This is a genomic window from Gordonia sp. 11cp (genome assembly GCF_057767225.1).
Map to the genome: position 1 here is coordinate 4,844,837 of NZ_CM173437.1, position 16,174 is coordinate 4,861,010.

The 16,174-nt window shown below is 65.0% G+C and carries 15 protein-coding genes; 8 read left to right on the forward strand and 7 right to left on the reverse strand.

The window, feature by feature from the left end:
- Nucleotides 1–41: 41 nt before the first annotated feature.
- The 3 genes from AC3B6C_RS21630 to AC3B6C_RS21640 form a co-directional block, all read right to left on the reverse strand.
- On the reverse strand, nt 42–410 hold the full coding sequence (locus AC3B6C_RS21630; RefSeq protein ID WP_488374082.1) for a nuclear transport factor 2 family protein: 369 nt from the start codon (nt 408–410) through the stop codon (nt 42–44).
- Nucleotides 411–636: 226 nt separating this feature from the next.
- The gene (locus AC3B6C_RS21635) at nt 637–2,400 is read right to left on the reverse strand and encodes an FAD-dependent monooxygenase (RefSeq protein ID WP_488374083.1); all 1,764 of its coding nucleotides are present in this window, start codon (nt 2,398–2,400) and stop codon (nt 637–639) included.
- A 124-nt stretch (nt 2,401–2,524) separates the two neighbouring features.
- Nucleotides 2,525–3,100 carry a VOC family protein gene (locus tag AC3B6C_RS21640; RefSeq protein WP_488374084.1) on the reverse strand — a complete coding sequence of 192 codons (576 nt, stop codon included), beginning with the start codon at nt 3,098–3,100 and terminating at the stop codon, nt 2,525–2,527.
- A gap of 170 nt (nt 3,101–3,270) precedes the next feature.
- Between AC3B6C_RS21640 and AC3B6C_RS21645 the strand changes: the two genes are divergently transcribed.
- The 4 genes from AC3B6C_RS21645 (at nt 3,271) to AC3B6C_RS21660 (ending at nt 7,529) form a co-directional block, all read left to right on the forward strand.
- Nucleotides 3,271–4,542 carry a PucR family transcriptional regulator gene (locus tag AC3B6C_RS21645; protein ID WP_488374085.1) on the forward strand — a complete coding sequence of 424 codons (1,272 nt, stop codon included), beginning with the start codon at nt 3,271–3,273 and terminating at the stop codon, nt 4,540–4,542.
- 167 nt (nt 4,543–4,709) lie between these two features.
- Nucleotides 4,710–6,419: an FAD-dependent monooxygenase gene (locus tag AC3B6C_RS21650; protein WP_488374086.1), complete on the forward strand. Its 1,710-nt coding sequence runs from the start codon at nt 4,710–4,712 to the stop codon at nt 6,417–6,419.
- A gap of 29 nt (nt 6,420–6,448) precedes the next feature.
- Nucleotides 6,449–6,862: a DoxX family protein gene (locus tag AC3B6C_RS21655; protein WP_488374087.1), complete on the forward strand. Its 414-nt coding sequence runs from the start codon at nt 6,449–6,451 to the stop codon at nt 6,860–6,862.
- A 55-nt stretch (nt 6,863–6,917) separates the two neighbouring features.
- Nucleotides 6,918–7,529 (forward strand): VOC family protein, encoded by a 612-nt coding sequence (locus AC3B6C_RS21660; protein ID WP_488374088.1) that lies wholly within the window; start codon nt 6,918–6,920, stop codon nt 7,527–7,529.
- Between the two features lie 113 nt (nt 7,530–7,642).
- Here AC3B6C_RS21660 and AC3B6C_RS21665 read toward each other — a convergent pair whose 3' ends face one another.
- Nucleotides 7,643–8,344, reverse strand: coding sequence for a GntR family transcriptional regulator (locus AC3B6C_RS21665; RefSeq protein ID WP_051129788.1), 702 nt, complete (start codon nt 8,342–8,344; stop codon nt 7,643–7,645).
- A gap of 78 nt (nt 8,345–8,422) precedes the next feature.
- Nucleotides 8,423–8,899 carry an Lrp/AsnC family transcriptional regulator gene (locus AC3B6C_RS21670; protein WP_488374089.1) on the reverse strand — a complete coding sequence of 159 codons (477 nt, stop codon included), beginning with the start codon at nt 8,897–8,899 and terminating at the stop codon, nt 8,423–8,425.
- A 265-nt stretch (nt 8,900–9,164) separates the two neighbouring features.
- Between AC3B6C_RS21670 and AC3B6C_RS21675 the strand changes: the two genes are divergently transcribed.
- Genes AC3B6C_RS21675 through AC3B6C_RS21690 form a run of 4 tightly spaced genes read left to right on the forward strand, consistent with a single transcriptional unit; the run spans nt 9,165 to nt 14,980 of the window.
- Entirely contained in the window at nt 9,165–11,507 is a 2,343-nt protein-coding gene (locus AC3B6C_RS21675; RefSeq protein WP_488374090.1) for a transketolase-like TK C-terminal-containing protein, read from the forward strand.
- A 57-nt stretch (nt 11,508–11,564) separates the two neighbouring features.
- Nucleotides 11,565–12,812 (forward strand): 2-oxo acid dehydrogenase subunit E2, encoded by a 1,248-nt coding sequence (locus tag AC3B6C_RS21680; RefSeq protein ID WP_488374092.1) that lies wholly within the window; start codon nt 11,565–11,567, stop codon nt 12,810–12,812.
- Nucleotides 12,793–13,077, forward strand: a complete 285-nt coding sequence (locus AC3B6C_RS21685) for a hypothetical protein (RefSeq protein ID WP_238556678.1) — start codon at nt 12,793–12,795, stop codon at nt 13,075–13,077. The genes AC3B6C_RS21680 and AC3B6C_RS21685 overlap by 20 nt, the downstream gene beginning before the upstream one ends.
- Before the next feature lie 58 nt (nt 13,078–13,135).
- Nucleotides 13,136–14,980, forward strand: coding sequence for an acetolactate synthase large subunit (locus tag AC3B6C_RS21690; RefSeq protein WP_488374093.1), 1,845 nt, complete (start codon nt 13,136–13,138; stop codon nt 14,978–14,980).
- Nucleotides 14,981–15,051: 71 nt separating this feature from the next.
- Here AC3B6C_RS21690 and AC3B6C_RS21695 read toward each other — a convergent pair whose 3' ends face one another.
- Both AC3B6C_RS21695 and AC3B6C_RS21700 read right to left on the reverse strand, forming a co-directional pair.
- Nucleotides 15,052–15,507 (reverse strand): nuclear transport factor 2 family protein, encoded by a 456-nt coding sequence (locus AC3B6C_RS21695; protein ID WP_010842394.1) that lies wholly within the window; start codon nt 15,505–15,507, stop codon nt 15,052–15,054.
- Nucleotides 15,504–16,070: an NADPH-dependent FMN reductase gene (locus AC3B6C_RS21700; RefSeq protein ID WP_488374095.1), complete on the reverse strand. Its 567-nt coding sequence runs from the start codon at nt 16,068–16,070 to the stop codon at nt 15,504–15,506. The genes AC3B6C_RS21695 and AC3B6C_RS21700 overlap by 4 nt, the downstream gene beginning before the upstream one ends.
- Nucleotides 16,071–16,174: the final 104 nt, after the last annotated feature.

A 16,174-nucleotide genomic window follows, 5' to 3' on the forward strand; every position in this document is an offset into this window, starting at 1 on the left:
GGAACTTCGGACCGCGGGCGCAGCGCCGCGGTTACTTGGCGCTAGGAGCCCGCCGCCACCGGGCTGGGGTCCATGAAGATGAGGTACTCACTCACCCGTGAGTCGCGAATGGTGGTGCGGGTGACCGCGGGGAGGGTGAAAGTGTCGCCGTTGTGGAGGGTGTAGGTGACCTCGACACGCAACGCCGCGACGGGTCCTTCCGACCACTCCTCGAGGATGTCGTGCTTCATCCCCGATACCGAGCCCAAGTACTCGCCGACCCACTGCTGTATCGCATCGCGCCCCGTGACCGGGTCGTTGTTCCCAAGACGGAAGACGCAGTCATCGGTGAAGAAGCTGAAGAACTCGACGATGTCGGTGTCGGCGGCAGTCAGCAGTTGCCGAGTGGTGGTGATGGCAGTGGTGGTCACGGGTTCCTCTTCTCGTGGTCATCGGGGTCGGATTGCCTGTCGAAGGCGCGTCACCTCGTGAGCTGTCGGCGACGATCGGCGGTCAGTGCGATGCCGACGAACCATCGCCTGGTCCCGCTCAACCCCCTACTGCGGAACCGGCGACACGCGTGGATCTGTCGGTGGTGCTGCGGAGCGGCGCACAAGGCACCGTGGCCTTTGGTGCACCGCTCCGCAGGTCTGTCAGTCAGGCCCGGCCGAGGATGGTCTCCAATGCAGCCGTGAGAGTCTGCTCCGGCTGGTCATCACCGCTCAGGGCGCGCCAGGCGACGTGGTTGTCGGGCCGGATCAACACTGCACCGTGGGCATCGATTTCACCGACCTGCTCCCAGACACCGTCGACATCGTCGAAGTCGGAACCGACTCGAGCCACCGTGATCGTGACACCGAACTTCTCTGCGGCGACGGAAGCGGCCTGGGACCAGCTCTCGCCTTCGGCACCGGCGATCAGCGCGAACGACCCGTCATTACCGGTGAGATCGTGCGTGGACACCCTTTCGCCGTTCTTGTCGACCCACGCATGCGGCAGACGGTGGCCGGGACGGGTTGTCGGCGTGTAGACGGTGCCGGTGGCCGACCGCTGCGCAGGCGGTGTTCCGTCCGGAACAACTGCGCCGGTCTCATACCGGAATCCGATCTCGACGTCATGGGCTTGAAACTCAGCGCGTTGCGTTCCGATGGCGATGGCTGCCCGAGCGCGCAGCGCCTCCCCCATCAGCCCCTCGGAGAACAGAGCATGGAATGCGGCGATGTTCGCCTCGAGGGGGGCGCCGGGCGTCAGTCCGATGCCGGCATCGATGACCGTGTGGTTGGTGAACGCCATGAGAGCCCAGTCCGCACCATCGGTGCTGACCGGAATACGCTCGGACTCGTAGCTGTCGAGCAGGGCGTCGGTGGCCGAGCCGGACAGAACCTGAGCGAGCTTCCAGGTCAGGTTGTGAGCGTCTTGGATCCCCGTGTTCAGACCGAGACCAGTCGTCGGTGGTTGGCGGTGCGCGGCATCACCGGCGAGGAAGATGTTGCCGATTCGCCACCGGTCGGCCACGATCCGATCGAGAATCCAGTGGCTGACCTTGTGAACTTGGAGTTCGACCTCGGGCAGGCGCAGCAGCTCACGGAGCCGCGGGGCGATCGCTTCCTCGTTGAACCGCTCGGGGTCATCCGGTCGGAAGGCGAAATGCACGACCCATTCTTCGGAGTTCCGTCCCCACGTCGGACCCATCTGGACCATCGCCCCAGCACCCCACGAGTTCTCCCCTTCAGGGTTGAGGAACCAGGTGATCAGCGTTTGGTCGTCCCAGTACTCGGAGAGGTCGGCGGTGAAGTGGGTGCTGACCATGTCGACCATGTCGGTCGGTCCGATCATCGCCACGTTCTCCCGCGGGCCGACGGTCTTGCCACCGTCTGCGGCGATGACGTAGCGCGCCTTGACGGTGAACTTCTCGTCGGTGTCGCGGTTCACCACTTGCGCGGTGACGCCGTCGGCGGCCTGCTCCCAACCGAGGACTTCGTGGTTGTAGCGGATCTGTCCGGGCGCTCGTTTTTCGGCTTCTTTCCGCAGCAACGGCTCGAGGCGCAACTGCGGGTAGTTTGTCGACAACACCGGGCTGTCGGCTTCATACCGTTCGCGCAGCTCGCCGCCACCGAAGGCGTCCATCCGGTGGATGACCTTGCGGTCCAGTGGGCCATCTCCGCCGAGCGAGGTCATCCAGCGAATCTGGCCGAACTTCTCGATAGGCGCTCCGACCTCGTATACCGCGTCGGCGATACCGTGCTGACGGAAGACCTCCATCGTGCGCTGATTGAGGTAGTGAGCCTTGGGGAGGATCGACGTACCCTGATGCCGCTCGACCAGTACATGGTCGACGCCGAGATTTGACAGGAAGATCGAACTGGTGAGCCCGCACCCGCCGCCTCCGATGATGAGGACAGGGGTTTCGATGGTGGTCATCGGTCATGCCTTTCGATTACATCGTCGTGAGTTGTCAGTGTGCGTTCGGTCGCACACCGTTGATCGCGAATTCACTTGCGCCCGTTCGAACAACGAGCGAACGTGAGGAAGATGGTCTGGTAGTTCAGGCGCCGGCCAATGCGGCCATCGGGTCCGGCTGGTCTGGGCACGATCCGAGCGCCCACTGACGCGTGATGATCTCCTCGACCGGAACCCCCAGCCTCAATGCTTGCCGCATGAGCCGAGGATCGAAGCCGACGCCGACCGGGTTCTCGGCGTACTCAACCCCACGCATGTAGTCCGTGGCGTCCTCGGGGGTGGCGAAGTTGTCGATCTGCAACTCGACGAGATTTTCGTCCGGGTCCTGGTAGTACAGCGAGGTCGTGACTCCGTGCTGGATCGGGACCAACGGAGCGATGCCGACAGTCTCCAGTTCTTCGTACCGCTCCAACAGATCGTCCAAGGTGGCAAAAGTGTAGGCGCTGTGGTGCATTCCGGCGGCGGTCGGCGATTTTCGGGTGAGTTCGACGGGGACGCCCAGCAGTGCGATGCGATGGTGTTCCTCGTCGAATGTGAGGAAGCACAGACCGTGTCCTTCGAAAACGACATGGGCATCGAGTACGGTGCAGTACCAGTCACGCATCTGCGGCAGGTTGCTCGTCTGGAAAACGACGTGCGCGAATGTTGGTGTGGCAGACATGTTTTCTCCAACTGATGGTTGGCCGACGCCGACTCAGATGGCGTGTGGCTTCTGACACATATGACATACTTTTGTGACGACAGTTACCACTGGCCCGGACACAGACATTTCGAATGGCTCTGGGCTGGAGACCAGACGGTCCGGTCGGAACGCGACGGAAGGAGACTCCCATGGCTCCGTGGGCGAGGAAGTTGTCGCCCGAGGGGTACGTCACCGCCGACATCGATGACCTTGGTGACGATGGCGCCGTTGTGAGGGCCGAACTCGGGGATGACGTTGCGCGGTGGGCGGTGCAGGTGGGCACCCGGATCGCCACCCGGATCACCAGGGAGATCCCCGTACTCGGTGACACAACACCACATTTCGATGCGCTGCGCGTCGCGACGACATCAACGACGCTGCGCGCGTTGACGATGGTCGCCGGCCTCTCGACAAGCAGTTCGCTGAGCAGCCCCGAGGAAACGGAGATCTCGGCCGATTTCGCACGTCGGGGATTGGCCCTCAGCGATTTACTGCGGTCCATTCGGGTGGGGTACGCCGTACTGGCCGCAGCACTACTGGACGGCGCCGCGGAGCATGCTACCGACCCCAGTGCGGAGCTTCGTAGGGTCTCGGTCCTCCTGTTCGAGGCCATGGACGAGTTCACCACCGAGGCAACAACATCATTCATTCGAGCGCGGGACTCCTGGGCGGCAAGTGTCTCCGCAGCCCGACTCGAGATGGTCCAGCGAATTCTCGACGGCCAGCCGATCGCGCCGGAGCAGGCCGAGGCGTTGCTTGCGTACCCACTCGCAGGCAACCACCTCGCCTTCATCGCGTGGACCGACCCCCGACTGGGGTTGACCGAGCGCGATCTCCGCGCGACGGTCGAGGAACTCGCCGCATGCTGGGGGACGCCGACACATGAGCTCGTGATACCCGTCGGCGCCCATACCGTTTGGGCGTGGGCAAGGATCAACACGCCGCACGCGCGGCGACGACCTCTGCCGCACCCCGAAGGTCTGCACGTGGCTGTCGGTCAACTCGACTCGGGCCCCGAGGGGTTCGTGCGCAGCCATCGCGAGGCCCGGAGCATTGAACTTCTGCTCGGATTGCGGCCCGATGGCACGCCCGACGCGGCAACCCACGCGGATCTCGACCTCCACGCGTTGGTACTGGCCGACCCGCCCGCGGCGAAACGGTTTGTTGCCCGCCACCTCGGCCCCCTCGCCGATGACGAGGCGAGGATGAGCGAGCTGCGGACAACGTTGAGCCATTACCTGGACGCAGATCGCAGCATTTCCGCTGTTGCTGCGCAAGAGAACATCTCGCGCAACACGGTCACCTACCGCGTTCAGCAGGCATTGAACGCGTGCGGGCACCCTGCCGGCGAGCCCACCACCCGCCTCCGGGTAGCGCTGATGATTCGTGAGTGGATCCCGGACTCCTCGCCCGACAGGTGACATGACCGGTCAGGTCCTGCAGCTTGTGCGTCATACCCACGACTGATATAACAAATATCACCACGCGCTGTGACGGTCGCAACAGCAAGCGCTATCGCTGCACCGGGTCACCGTCGCCGTTGAGCGATCTCAACCGCCTGAGTGTTCCAATCCTGTGAGAGGTTTTAATGAGTCAGCCATTCGTCTCCGTTTCGGCCGATGCCGAAGCGTCCGTCGATACTGCATCGCGCCGATCGGTGATCATCTCCGGCGCCGGGCCGGTCGGGATGATCCTCGCCCTGGAGCTGAGCCTTCACGGCGTGCCGAGCACCTTGATCGAGCGAGCAGCCACGACAACGCAATTCCCGAAGATGGACCTCACCAACTCGCGCAGCATGGAGCTTCTCGACCGGTTGGGGCTCGTCGACGACATCCGCGCCGCCGGCGTCGGCGCCGAGCACTCGCATGACGTCGTGTTCTGCACATCCATGGCCGGCCGGGAGGTCGGTCGATGGTCGTATCCGGGCGTCGACGGCCAGTCCGCATGGATCGCATCTCGCAACGACGGGACGACCCCGGCCCAAGCATGGCAGCGAGTCACGCAGATCGAAGTCGAGAAACTGCTGATGCGACGTTGTCTGGCAGATGCGAACGTCGAGGTGTTGCGCCCGTGGCGAGTCAGTGCGGTGGATCAGGACGACACCGGCGTCACCGTCGAGATCACCGCATCGGAGGACGAGAGCGACAGTCGCCGCCTCGAAGCCGACTACCTCGTCGGCTGCGATGGCGCGGCGTCAGTGGTGCGGCGCGAGATGAACCTGACCATGGAGGGCGAACGCGGCGTCATCACTTTCTGCCAGGTCCACTTCAAGTCTCGGGATCTCACGACGCTGCACTCGCACGGACAGTTCTGGCACACCTTCTTCATCGGCGGTGGCGTCGGCGCGATCATCGCGCAGGACGAGCGCGACACCTGGACGCTCCAGACCAGCGCGATCGTCGACGGCGTCCGCACCGAGGACATCGACAAGCAGGAACTCCTCGACTCGGTATGCGGCCGCCACCTCGAGGTCGACGAGGTCCTACAGAGCAGCGTCTGGCACGCCAACGTACTGGTGGCCGACCGCTACCGTGACCGACGGGTGTTCGTCGCCGGCGACGCAGCACACGAGGTCATCCCCACCGGGGGTTACGGCCTCAACACCGGAATCGCCGACGCCGTCAACCTCGGCTGGAAGCTCGCGGCGGTCATCAACGGCTACGGCGGCGAAGGTCTGCTCGACAGCTACGAATCGGAGCGACGTCCCGTTGCAGTCACCGCCCGGGACTGGTCATTCCGCCACCTCGGAGTCCACGTCAAGGCGCAGGAATTGGCAAACCGCGAACTCATCGACGCAGACGACGACAACGGTCGCGCGCACCGCGAGGAGCTCGCGGCATACTTCGCCGCGCACACCGGTGAGCACGAGAGCTACGGCGTGGAAATGGGCTACCTCTACGATCATTCTCCGATCGTGGCCACCGAAAGCTCGGGCAGGGCAACTGAATTCGATGGCGCGGTGTACGAACCCACCACCATTCCGGGAGCGCGGGCCCCCCATGTCAGACTCGCCGATGGCACGTCGATCCTCTCGGCCTACCGCGAGGGCTACACACTGGTCACCTTCGTCGGCGAGGAGGTCGCGGAGCCGCTGCTGGCCGAGGCGGCGGCCAACGACCTGCCGATCGACGTGCTCTACGTAGAAGATCCGGCGGTACGAGCCATCTACGAGCGCGATCTAGTACTCGTGCGACCCGATGGTCACGTGGCCTGGCGGGGCGACCAGCTACCCGATGACATCCAGGGACTTGTCGGCGTGATCAGCGGCAAAACGGCCACCGCCCTGTCCGCAGTCTGACCCACCGATCGTCTCGAGCTAGGACTCCTATGGACATCGTCATCCTCATCGGCCGGATTCTCTTCGCCGCGATCTTCGTCGGCGGCGCGCTCGGCCACTTCACCAACACCCAGGCCATGGCCGGTTACACCGAAAGCAACGGGCTCAGGCCCGGGCGACTCTTCGTCATCGGCAGCGGCATCTGGATGCTGGTCGCGATCCTGCTCGTCGTGTTCGGCGCCTGGATCGATCTCGGCGCCGCGATGCTGGTGGTGTTCCTCATCCCCACCGCGCTGATCATGCATCCGTTCTGGCGCCACACCGACATCGAAACCCGTATGAATGAGCAGATCTCGTTCAGCAAAGACCTCTCCCTGGTCGGCGCGGCCCTGTTCCTCTTCGGATTCACGGTGGCCGCCGGCGACACTCTCGGCCTGACCCTGACCGCTCCCCTGTTCGGCTGAGCGCCGTCGCATCCGCTGTTCGTCACTCAACGTCCCACAAGAAGAGAAAGTGATCATGTCTGAGTTCCCCCGCCGGCCGCGCCCGGTCATCGCCCCCCGGTTTCACCACGCCACCTTCCTGACCCTGAAACTCCACGAGATGGTTGCTTGGTATGAGACCGTCTGCGGGCTCACTCCGGTCCACTACGCGGAGACCGCCGCGTGGCTGACCAACGACGAGGCCAACCACCGGATCGCACTCATCGCGCACCCGGCGATCAAGAAGCCGGTGGACAAGCCCACCAGCGCCGGCCTGCACCACACAGCGTTCGAGTACGAGTCCTTCGACCAGTGGCTCGACAACTACAGCCGTCTCAAGGAGGCGGGCATCGAGCCGTTCATGTGCCTCGACCACGGTCTGACGATGTCGATGTACTACGCCGACCCAGAGGGCAATGGCGTCGAGATCCAGGTCGACGCTTTCGACAGCTGGGGAGAGTCGAAGGAATGGATGTGGGCGTCACGGGAGTTCGCCGAGAACCCGATCGGTGAATGGTTCGACCCGGACAAGCTCGTCGAGGCACGCGAGGGCGGCCTGGGCAAGGACGAGATCCATCGCGGATGCCGCGAGGGCAAGTACCGTCCGGAGACCCCGCGAGAGGACATCCTGCTGCCCGAGGTCTACTGACTCCGAGGTCTCCACCTCTCACAGACAACAGCGGTGCGGTCTGCTTCGACAGACTGCACCGCTGTTGTCATTGTGGAGTGGCCCCCGGTCGACGCCAAAGGCCTCCGGGCGGTTCACGGCGCGATCGGGTCGAGAGCCTGCAAGGCGATCTGCTCGTTGTCGTCGAGATGCTTGCGGGTCGCGGCCGCCACCGTCCGGGCATTGCGGGTCAGCGTCGCGGTGAGGAGCTCGTGATGGGTGCGCCAGCGTCGCTGGGGTTCCCCCGGATCGGCGTCGCGGCCGACGAACGCCAGGCGCACATATCGCTCAGCGGCGTGCCAGAGACCTTCGAGGATGCGCAGGTCCCATTCCGTCGCCGCCGGGGCGAGCAACCGGTGATGGAACGCGTGATGTGCTTCGTAGATGTCATCGGTGTCCAGCGATTCGTCGGCGAACATCGCGAGGTATTTCTCGATCTGGGTGATGTCGCGGTCGGTCAACAGCTTGCTCGCTCGGCCGGCGATATCGGGTTCGATCTGCCTTCGTAGTCGGTAGATGCCGTGCAGATCTGCGTGGGTCAGAGGGGCGACCATCGCAGACTTTCCCGGCCTGATGACCACCAGTCCTTGCGCTTCGAGCTCCCTCAGCGCCTCACGGACGGGGATGAAGCTCACTCCGAGCTGGGCCGACACCTTGCGCAACGAGAAAGTCTGGCCAGGCTTGAGATCGCCTGCCAGAATGGCACGCCGGATCTCCTTGGAGACCTGTTCGGGAATCGTGACGGTCGTCAGCGACCGCACCAGCATCTGTCCATCGGATTTGTCCGACGCTGCCATTCATGCTCCTGACTCCGATGGTCACTCTGCGTTCAACGATATAACGGTCGAGCGGTGCGGCGACGACGAGTACTGCGGTCATTCGGCGAGAGACTGAAGCAACGGTGTCAGCCGGTAGTCCACCAACTCGCGCATCACCAGACCGGTCGTCGTGCGTTTGACCCCTTTGATCTCCAGGATGTTTCCCGCGATGCGGTACAGGTCCTCGACGTTGCGAGCGACGACGTGGATCAGCAGGTCGGCCACCCCGCTCAGACCGTGCACCTCTACCACCTCGGGGATCTCGGCCAGGGCCTCGCCCACCGCATCGAGTTTGCGTTGTCTGACGTTGGTCAGGATGTACGCCTGGACCGGATATCCCAGGCCGGCCGGATTCACCCGCCGCTCGAAAGAATGCAGCGCATCCGAGCTCTCGAGCTTCGCCAATCGTGCCTGCACGGTGTTGCGCGACAGCTTCGTTCGTTCGGCGAGCGCGAGCGCGGTCGCCCTCGGCGTCGCGCCGAGCGCAAGCAGAAGGCGGGCATCGATGGCGTCGGTGGTGTGTGTGGTGGTCATCGTGCTCATTCTCCTCGTGAAACGCTCCCATTGGACGTGCAATCTGCTCAACTGCACGACCAGCTCTTGCGCATGCCGGTTGTGTAAGTCACTGTTATAACAGTGCGAGGCGATCGACAACGGCGGAGCCGTTCGACGCGCGTCGCCGCTCGTGTCCGCTGCTGACAGATCGTCCCCACCCGGTGATGACTGTCCGCCATTCGAGATCCGAAGTCGTCCAGACACGTGGCGGTTCCCTCGCGTACCCAATACCTGAGGAGCTTTCATGTCCACCCCCACACCAGCCACACGCCGAGCGCCGTCGAACCTGTTCTCCAACGGTGATCCGGCCGTGCTCAACGCGGTTGCCGATCGGGTCCTATGGCTGTCCACCGCGATCATTCATCATGCGAATCGTGTGCGGCCCAACACGAGTGGCCTCAAGGTCGGTGGACATCAGGCGTCGTGCGCGTCGATGGTCTCGATCATGACCTCGCTGTGGTTCGAGCAGCTGCAACCGGGCGACCGGGTGTCGGTCAAACCGCACGCATCACCGGTGCTGCACAGCCTGAACTACCTTCTGGGCGAGCTCGACGAGAAATATCTGACCACTCTGCGCGAGTACAAGGGCTTGCAGTCGTATCCGAGCCGGTCCAAGGACCCCGACACCGTCGACTACTCCACCGGCTCGGTCGGCATCGGTGCCACCGCGCCCATCTGGGGCGCCATCGCTCGTCGATATGTCCAGACCGCGACCGGCACCGCCGGTAGCGGCCGTCAGTACTCGCTCGTCGGCGATGCGGAACTCGACGAAGGTGCGGTGTGGGAGGCAATTCTCGATCCCGGGGTCGCCGAACTCGGCGAGGTCGTGTGGATCGTCGATCTGAACCGGCAGTCCCTCGACCGCGTGGTCCCCAACATCGCTGCGGGCCGGCTGGCCAACATGTTCGCCGCAGCCGGGTGGCAGGTCCTGACCGTCAAATTCGGCGCCCTGCTGGAATCGCTGTTCGCCAAGCCGGGCGGCGAAGCCCTGCGCGCACGCATTCTCGACATGCCCAACCCCGAATACCAGCGGCTGCTGCGCTGTTCGGCCGATCAGGTCCGCGATCGCCTGCCCGGCGACGGACCGGGCAGTGCCGACATCATGGCCCTCCTCGCCGACCTGGACGACGACACGCTACTCGCCGCCATCCGCAACCTCGGCGGGCACGACATGGCCGCGCTCGTCGAGGCCTACCGGCAGATCGACGACACCCGTCCCACCGTGATCATCGCCTACACGATCAAGGGTTACGGGCTGCCCACCGAGGGACACCCGCAGAACCACTCGTCGTTGCTCAGCGTCGAGGAGTACCAGCAACTGGCGGCACGTCTCGGCCAGGACCCGGACGCCCCCTGGGGACGGTTCGACGGCGACTCCGAGCCTGCGCAGCTGTGCGAGTCCACCGCCGCCCGGCTGCGTCGGGAACCCATTCCGGCACTCGACGTTCCGGCCGTGCCGGTCGACAGCGGTCGTACCCCCAAGGGCACCGCGAGCACTCAGGCCGGCCTGGGCCGTGTGCTGCTGGATCTCACCCGAAGCGCACCCGAGGTCGCCAAGCGTGTGGTCACCGTCAGTCCGGACGTGAGCTCGACGACCAATCTCGCGGGCTGGGTGAACAAGGTCGGGGTCTGGTCGTCGTCCGAGCGCCGCAACTGGTTTGACGACGACCCCGAAACCCTCATGCACTGGCGTGAGAAGCCGACGGGCCAGCATATGGAACTCGGTATCGCCGAGACGAATCTCGTCGGCCTCATGGGGGAACTCGGAGCCACCTGGAGCCGCTGGGGGCAACCGCTGTTCCCGATCGGGGTCATGTACGACCCGTTCGTGGAGCGGGCACTGGAGCCCTGGTCCTATGGGATCTACGCCGGCGGACAGTCCATCCTGGTCGGCACTCCGTCCGGTGTCACGCTGGCCGCCGAAGGCGGTGCGCACCAATCGATCAAGACACCGTCGATCGGTCTCGAGCAGCCGGGCTGTATCTCCTACGAGCCGGCGTTCGGCATCGATGTCGAATGGACTCTGCTCGCCAGCATCGGGCGGCTCGGAAAGCCGGACGGCACGTCGGCGTATCTCCGGCTGTCCACGCGGCCGGTCGATCAGTCCATGGCTGATGTGCCCGAGGATCCGGCCGCCCGTGAGCGCCGCCGCCGACAGGTCGTCGCGGGCGGCTATCCGCTCGTCCGGCGCGAGAATCCGGCGCTGACGATCGTAGGAATGGGCGCGCTCATGCCCGAGGCTCTCGCCGCCGCTGAACGCCTGGAGCAGGCCGGCGTGGTTGCCGACGTTCTCTGTGTCACCAGCCCCGGGCTGCTCTTCGACGCGCTGCAGGCACGTCGAGGCCAGGGCTCGGCGCCGACATGGATCCTTGATCAGCTACTGCCCGCCGAAAGGGCGACACCGATGGTCACCGTGCTCGACGGCCACCCGCACACCTTGGCGTTCCTCGCCGGGGTCAACCGGGTGCCGTCGGTGTCGTTGGGAGTCAGCCAGTTCGGCCAGGTGGGTTCGCTCGAGGACGTGTACAAGCACCACGGCATCGACACCGACAGCATCGTGCGGGCCGCCCTCGACGTCCTGCCGTGACCCAGCGCCACACGCTCGCTCTGTGACATCTGACGCTCTCTGCCGCAAGGAAACACGATGACAAGCACCCAGTCGACGACCACCATTCGCATGCCCGCACTCGGCGAGAGTGTGGAAGAAGGGACCATCACCAGGTGGCTCAAGGATCCCGGTGACCGGGTGGAGGCGGAGGAACCGCTGCTGGAGGTGGCCACCGACAAGGTCGACACCGAGATCCCGTCCCCGGTCGCCGGCGTCCTCGTCGACATCCTCGCCGCCGAGGATGACGTGGTCAGTGTCGGGGCCGACCTCGCCACCATCTCGACCGGCGATGACGCCGGTGACACCGGGGACGCATCCGAACCCGCACCCGCGTCCGAATCGTCACCCGTAGCCGCTGGTGACGACTCGCCCGCCGAGCCCGCTTCGAGGTCCGAAGCTGCTGACGCACAGAAGGACTCGAGCCCGACGCCGGAGCCTGCACCTGAACCGGCAGCACCCGTACGCGCTCCTGACCAGCCGACGCTACAGCCGGTAGCCCCGACTCCCGAAGCCGATCCGGCCACCGCTGCGTCGCCGAAGGCAGCGCCGCGCGAGGCCTCACCGGCGACCGACGGCGTGGTCGAAGAACTGCCACGCATCCGTCGCACCATCGCGACACGCATGGTCGAGTCGCTGCAGACCTCTGCCCAGCTCACCACGGTGCTCGAGGTCGACGTCACCGAGATCGCCCGGCTTCGGCGCGCGCACAAGGACGAGTTCCTCGCCCGGTCCGGGGTCAAACTGTCGTTCTTCCCCTTCTTCGCCAAAGCCGCGGTCGCCGCCCTGTCCGAACACCGGGTGCTCAACGCGTCGGTGAATTCCGACGTCACCGAGATCACTTACCACGGAGCATGTCACCTCGGTATCGCGGTGGACAGCGACAAAGGACTGATGGTTCCGGTCATCCGAGATGCCCAGGACCTGAGCATCGAGGGACTCGCCCGGGCCATCGCAGACAAGGCCGATCGCGTCCGCGCCGGCACCATCACGCCCGGCGAGTTGGGTGGTGGCACATTCACTCTGACCAACACCGGCAGCAGAGGGGCGCTGTTCGACACCCCGATCATCAACCAACCGCAGACCGGCATCCTCGGCATCGGCGCCGTCGTCGAGCGCGTGGTTCCCTCCCGCCGCGATGACAGTCTCAACATCGAAGTGCGCTCGATGGCGTACCTGTCGATCTCCTACGACCACCGCGTTGTCGACGGGGCCGACGCCGCTCGATTCCTCACTGCAGTGAAGCAACGACTCGAAGGAGGCTTCCGTGCCAACGACTTACACTGACACCACTGCGCCGGCACTCACCGCCGACGACCGCGCCATGATCCTCTACGCGGTCAGGTGGCTCCCGTTCGGCAGCGGCGACGAGTACATCTTTCCCGAATTCGGCATCACGCCGGCGGTTTTCTACCACAAGATCGTTCTGCTGATCGCGGCGGGATGCGTCAACTTTCTCGACAGCTACACACGCGATGAACTCCGCACTTTCTGCACGAGGAAGATCGCACGTTTGAAAGAGGAGTCGCGGATCGCGTCGCTGACCGGATGATCGCGCACGGCTTCCGACCGTCTTTCTCACGAGAATTCTGCCTTCAGGAACATCATTCATGACACTCACCATCACAACACCCTCGCGTCGGCGGCGCTCCAGGACGCGTGCCGCGTTGAGCCCGGACGAGACTCTGAACTGCCACGACGACAGCGAGGGAACACTACTCAGTGGCGCATTGGCGCTGGTGTGCAGTCTCGAGGCCCTCGATGTCGAGGCGGTCTTCGGGCTGCCGACGGCTGATGTCATCCCGATGTGGGCGGCGCTGGCCTCTTCGGCGACGATCAGAACCGTCCCGGCTCGACACGAGCAGGGAGCCGGGCACGCCGCGGCCGGGTACGCACTCGCCACCGGCAGAACCGGCGTCTGCCTCGTCGCCCCTGGGGCCGGTGCCACGAATCTGGTCACCGCGCTGGCCGATGCGAACATGGACTCCGTCCCGATGGTGGCCATCGTCGGGCAGGTGAAAGCAGACGTTCTCGGTACAGACGCGTCCACCGAGATCGACATCATCGGCATGACCCGGTCGATCACCAAGCACAACTTCGAGATCAACGACCCCGCAGACATCCCGCGGGTCCTCGCAGAGGCGTTCCACATAGCGTCGACAGGACGCCCGGGCCCGGTCGTCGTGGCCGTACCGGCCGACGTCGCCGCGGCGAGCATGACGTTCACGTGGCCGCCGGAGCTCGACCTGCGCGGCTACAGCGTCCCCACGATGGTGGCGAACGACGACATCGCCGATGCCGTCACCGAGATCCGGTCGGCCCGCGCACCGGTGCTGTACGTCGGCGGCGGTGTCATCAAGGCTGGTGCGGCTCAGTCCCTTCGAGAGCTGGCCGAACTCACCGGGATCCCCGTGGTCACCACTCTGATGGCGCGCGGCGCACTTCCGGATCACCACCCCCAGCACTACGGCATGCCCGGGATGCACGGGCTGGTCGCCGCGGTCGCCGCATTGCAGAAGAGCGACTTGATCATCGCGATCGGCGCCCGCTTCGATGACCGGGTGACCGGCGATGCCCGCTCGTTCGCCCCGAGGGCACGGGTTGTCCACATCGACATCGACCCCGCCGAGATCGGGAAGAACCGACGAGTCGACGTCGCGATCGTCGGACACGCACGCACCGCGATCAGAGCCCTCACACATGCCTTACGACCCGAAGTCGCACAACGGCGACTACCTGATCTCGGGGGGTGGCTGGACTATCTCGACCAGATGCGACAGGACTACTCACCCGGCTACACCGATCCCGTCGACGGAACTCTCTCCCCCGAGCGGGTCATCCAGACACTGGGCCGATCGGTCAGTGCCGGCACCATCTTCAGCGCCGGCGTCGGACAACACCAGATGTGGGCGGCCAACTTCATCGATTTCAGCGAGCCCCGAACGTGGTTGAACTCCGGGGGATTGGGCACCATGGGCTTCGCGGTGCCAGCAGCCCTCGGAGCCCAGATCGGGCACCCCGACCGCGAGGTGTGGGCCATCGACGGGGACGGCTGTTTCCAGATGACCGGACGCGAACTCGCCACCGCGGCCGCGGAGGGCCTCCCCATCAAGGTGGCCATCATCAACAACGGCAACCTCGGCATGGTCCGCCAACTACAGACGATGCACTATGACAGTCGCTATCACAGCGTCGATCTCGCGACCAAGACCCACCTCATCCCCGACTTCGTCCGTTACGCGGAAGCTCTCGGATGTGCGGCATTCCGATGCACCGACCGGGATGAGCTCGACGAGACCATCAGAGCAGCCCGGTCCATCACCGATCGGCCGGTGGTCGTCGACTTCGTCGTCGCCGACGAAGCCCTGGTGTGGCCCATGATCGCCGCGGGCGCCAGCAACGACGAGCTCTTGACCGCTGATGGCGTTCGTCCCCTGTTCGATCCCACCGACTGAACAACGCCGACGCATCGTCGACCGTTCGCCGTGGGATGCGCAACCGTGCGCACCCCACGGCGAACACGAGGTCAGTCTGCCGTGGCCAGTACCGACACCTGACGGCTCTGCAACCACCAAGTCCGCTCGCGGGACACGAACACGTCCTCGACCGTGGCCAGCGACTGCGGGACACAGGGATTGGCGCCGGTCAGCATATAGAGCGTCAGGTTGTAGGACACGTGGAGTTCGACCTCGGACGGCATCGCGGTCACGCGCAGGTCCGACACGCTGTGCATGGTGCGACGATCGGCGCTGTCGCGAGCACCCATCGCCGCCCGGATCGACTCACGACCCTCCATCAACTCCGGACCCAGACGCTGCCAACCGTCCTCGAGGAACAAATCGGCCACCGTCGCCCGACGGTTGGCGTCGGCGCGGGCGAATGAATCGGCGATGAGCTGTTCGCACACGATCAGCGCCGGCAGCACCGCTTCCGGGGAACCGAGTTCCGGCTCCGCTCCAGCACGAGTGTGTTGTACGGTCATCGGTCCTCCTTGACACACAGTTTCTCGGCGAAGTCGGCGAACCGCAGAACATACCCGCGCAGGAAGTCCTCGGTCGACGCTTCGAGTCGGCCGTCGGGAAGGAACAAGCCCGGCCGATTGGTCAGGTACGCCTCGCCCCCGACGACCGCAGCTCCCAGCACACCGAGAACCTGCCGTAAGTGCTGTTGTCCCGCAGCAGTTCCGATCACACCCGGGGAGATCCCGGTCATCCCGATCGGCTTGTCCAGCCACACGTTCTCCGGCAGCGGCTTGGACCCCCAGTCGATTGCGTTCTTCAGCACCGCAGGTAGCGACCGGTTGTACTCGGGCATCACGACGAAGATCGCGTCACATCGGCGGACCGCGTCGGTGAAACGCGTGACCGCCTCCGGCCTGCTGCCCTCCAGATCGCCGTTGTACATCGGCAACTCGCCGAGCGGAATCTCGTGGAACGACAACCGGCCGGGAGCCATGCCGGCTATCGCCTGCGCGACCTGCCTGTTGACCGATTCACGACGCAGGCTACCCACGAGCACACCGACGTCGATCACAGATTCTGCCATCGCCATCCCTTCACGTTCGGCGGAGTTCCGCGTCGATCGCGGCGCCTTCTGGGCGAAGACCGGGCGTCGCACTCGACGACGTTCACACGGCGTGGTCGCGCCAC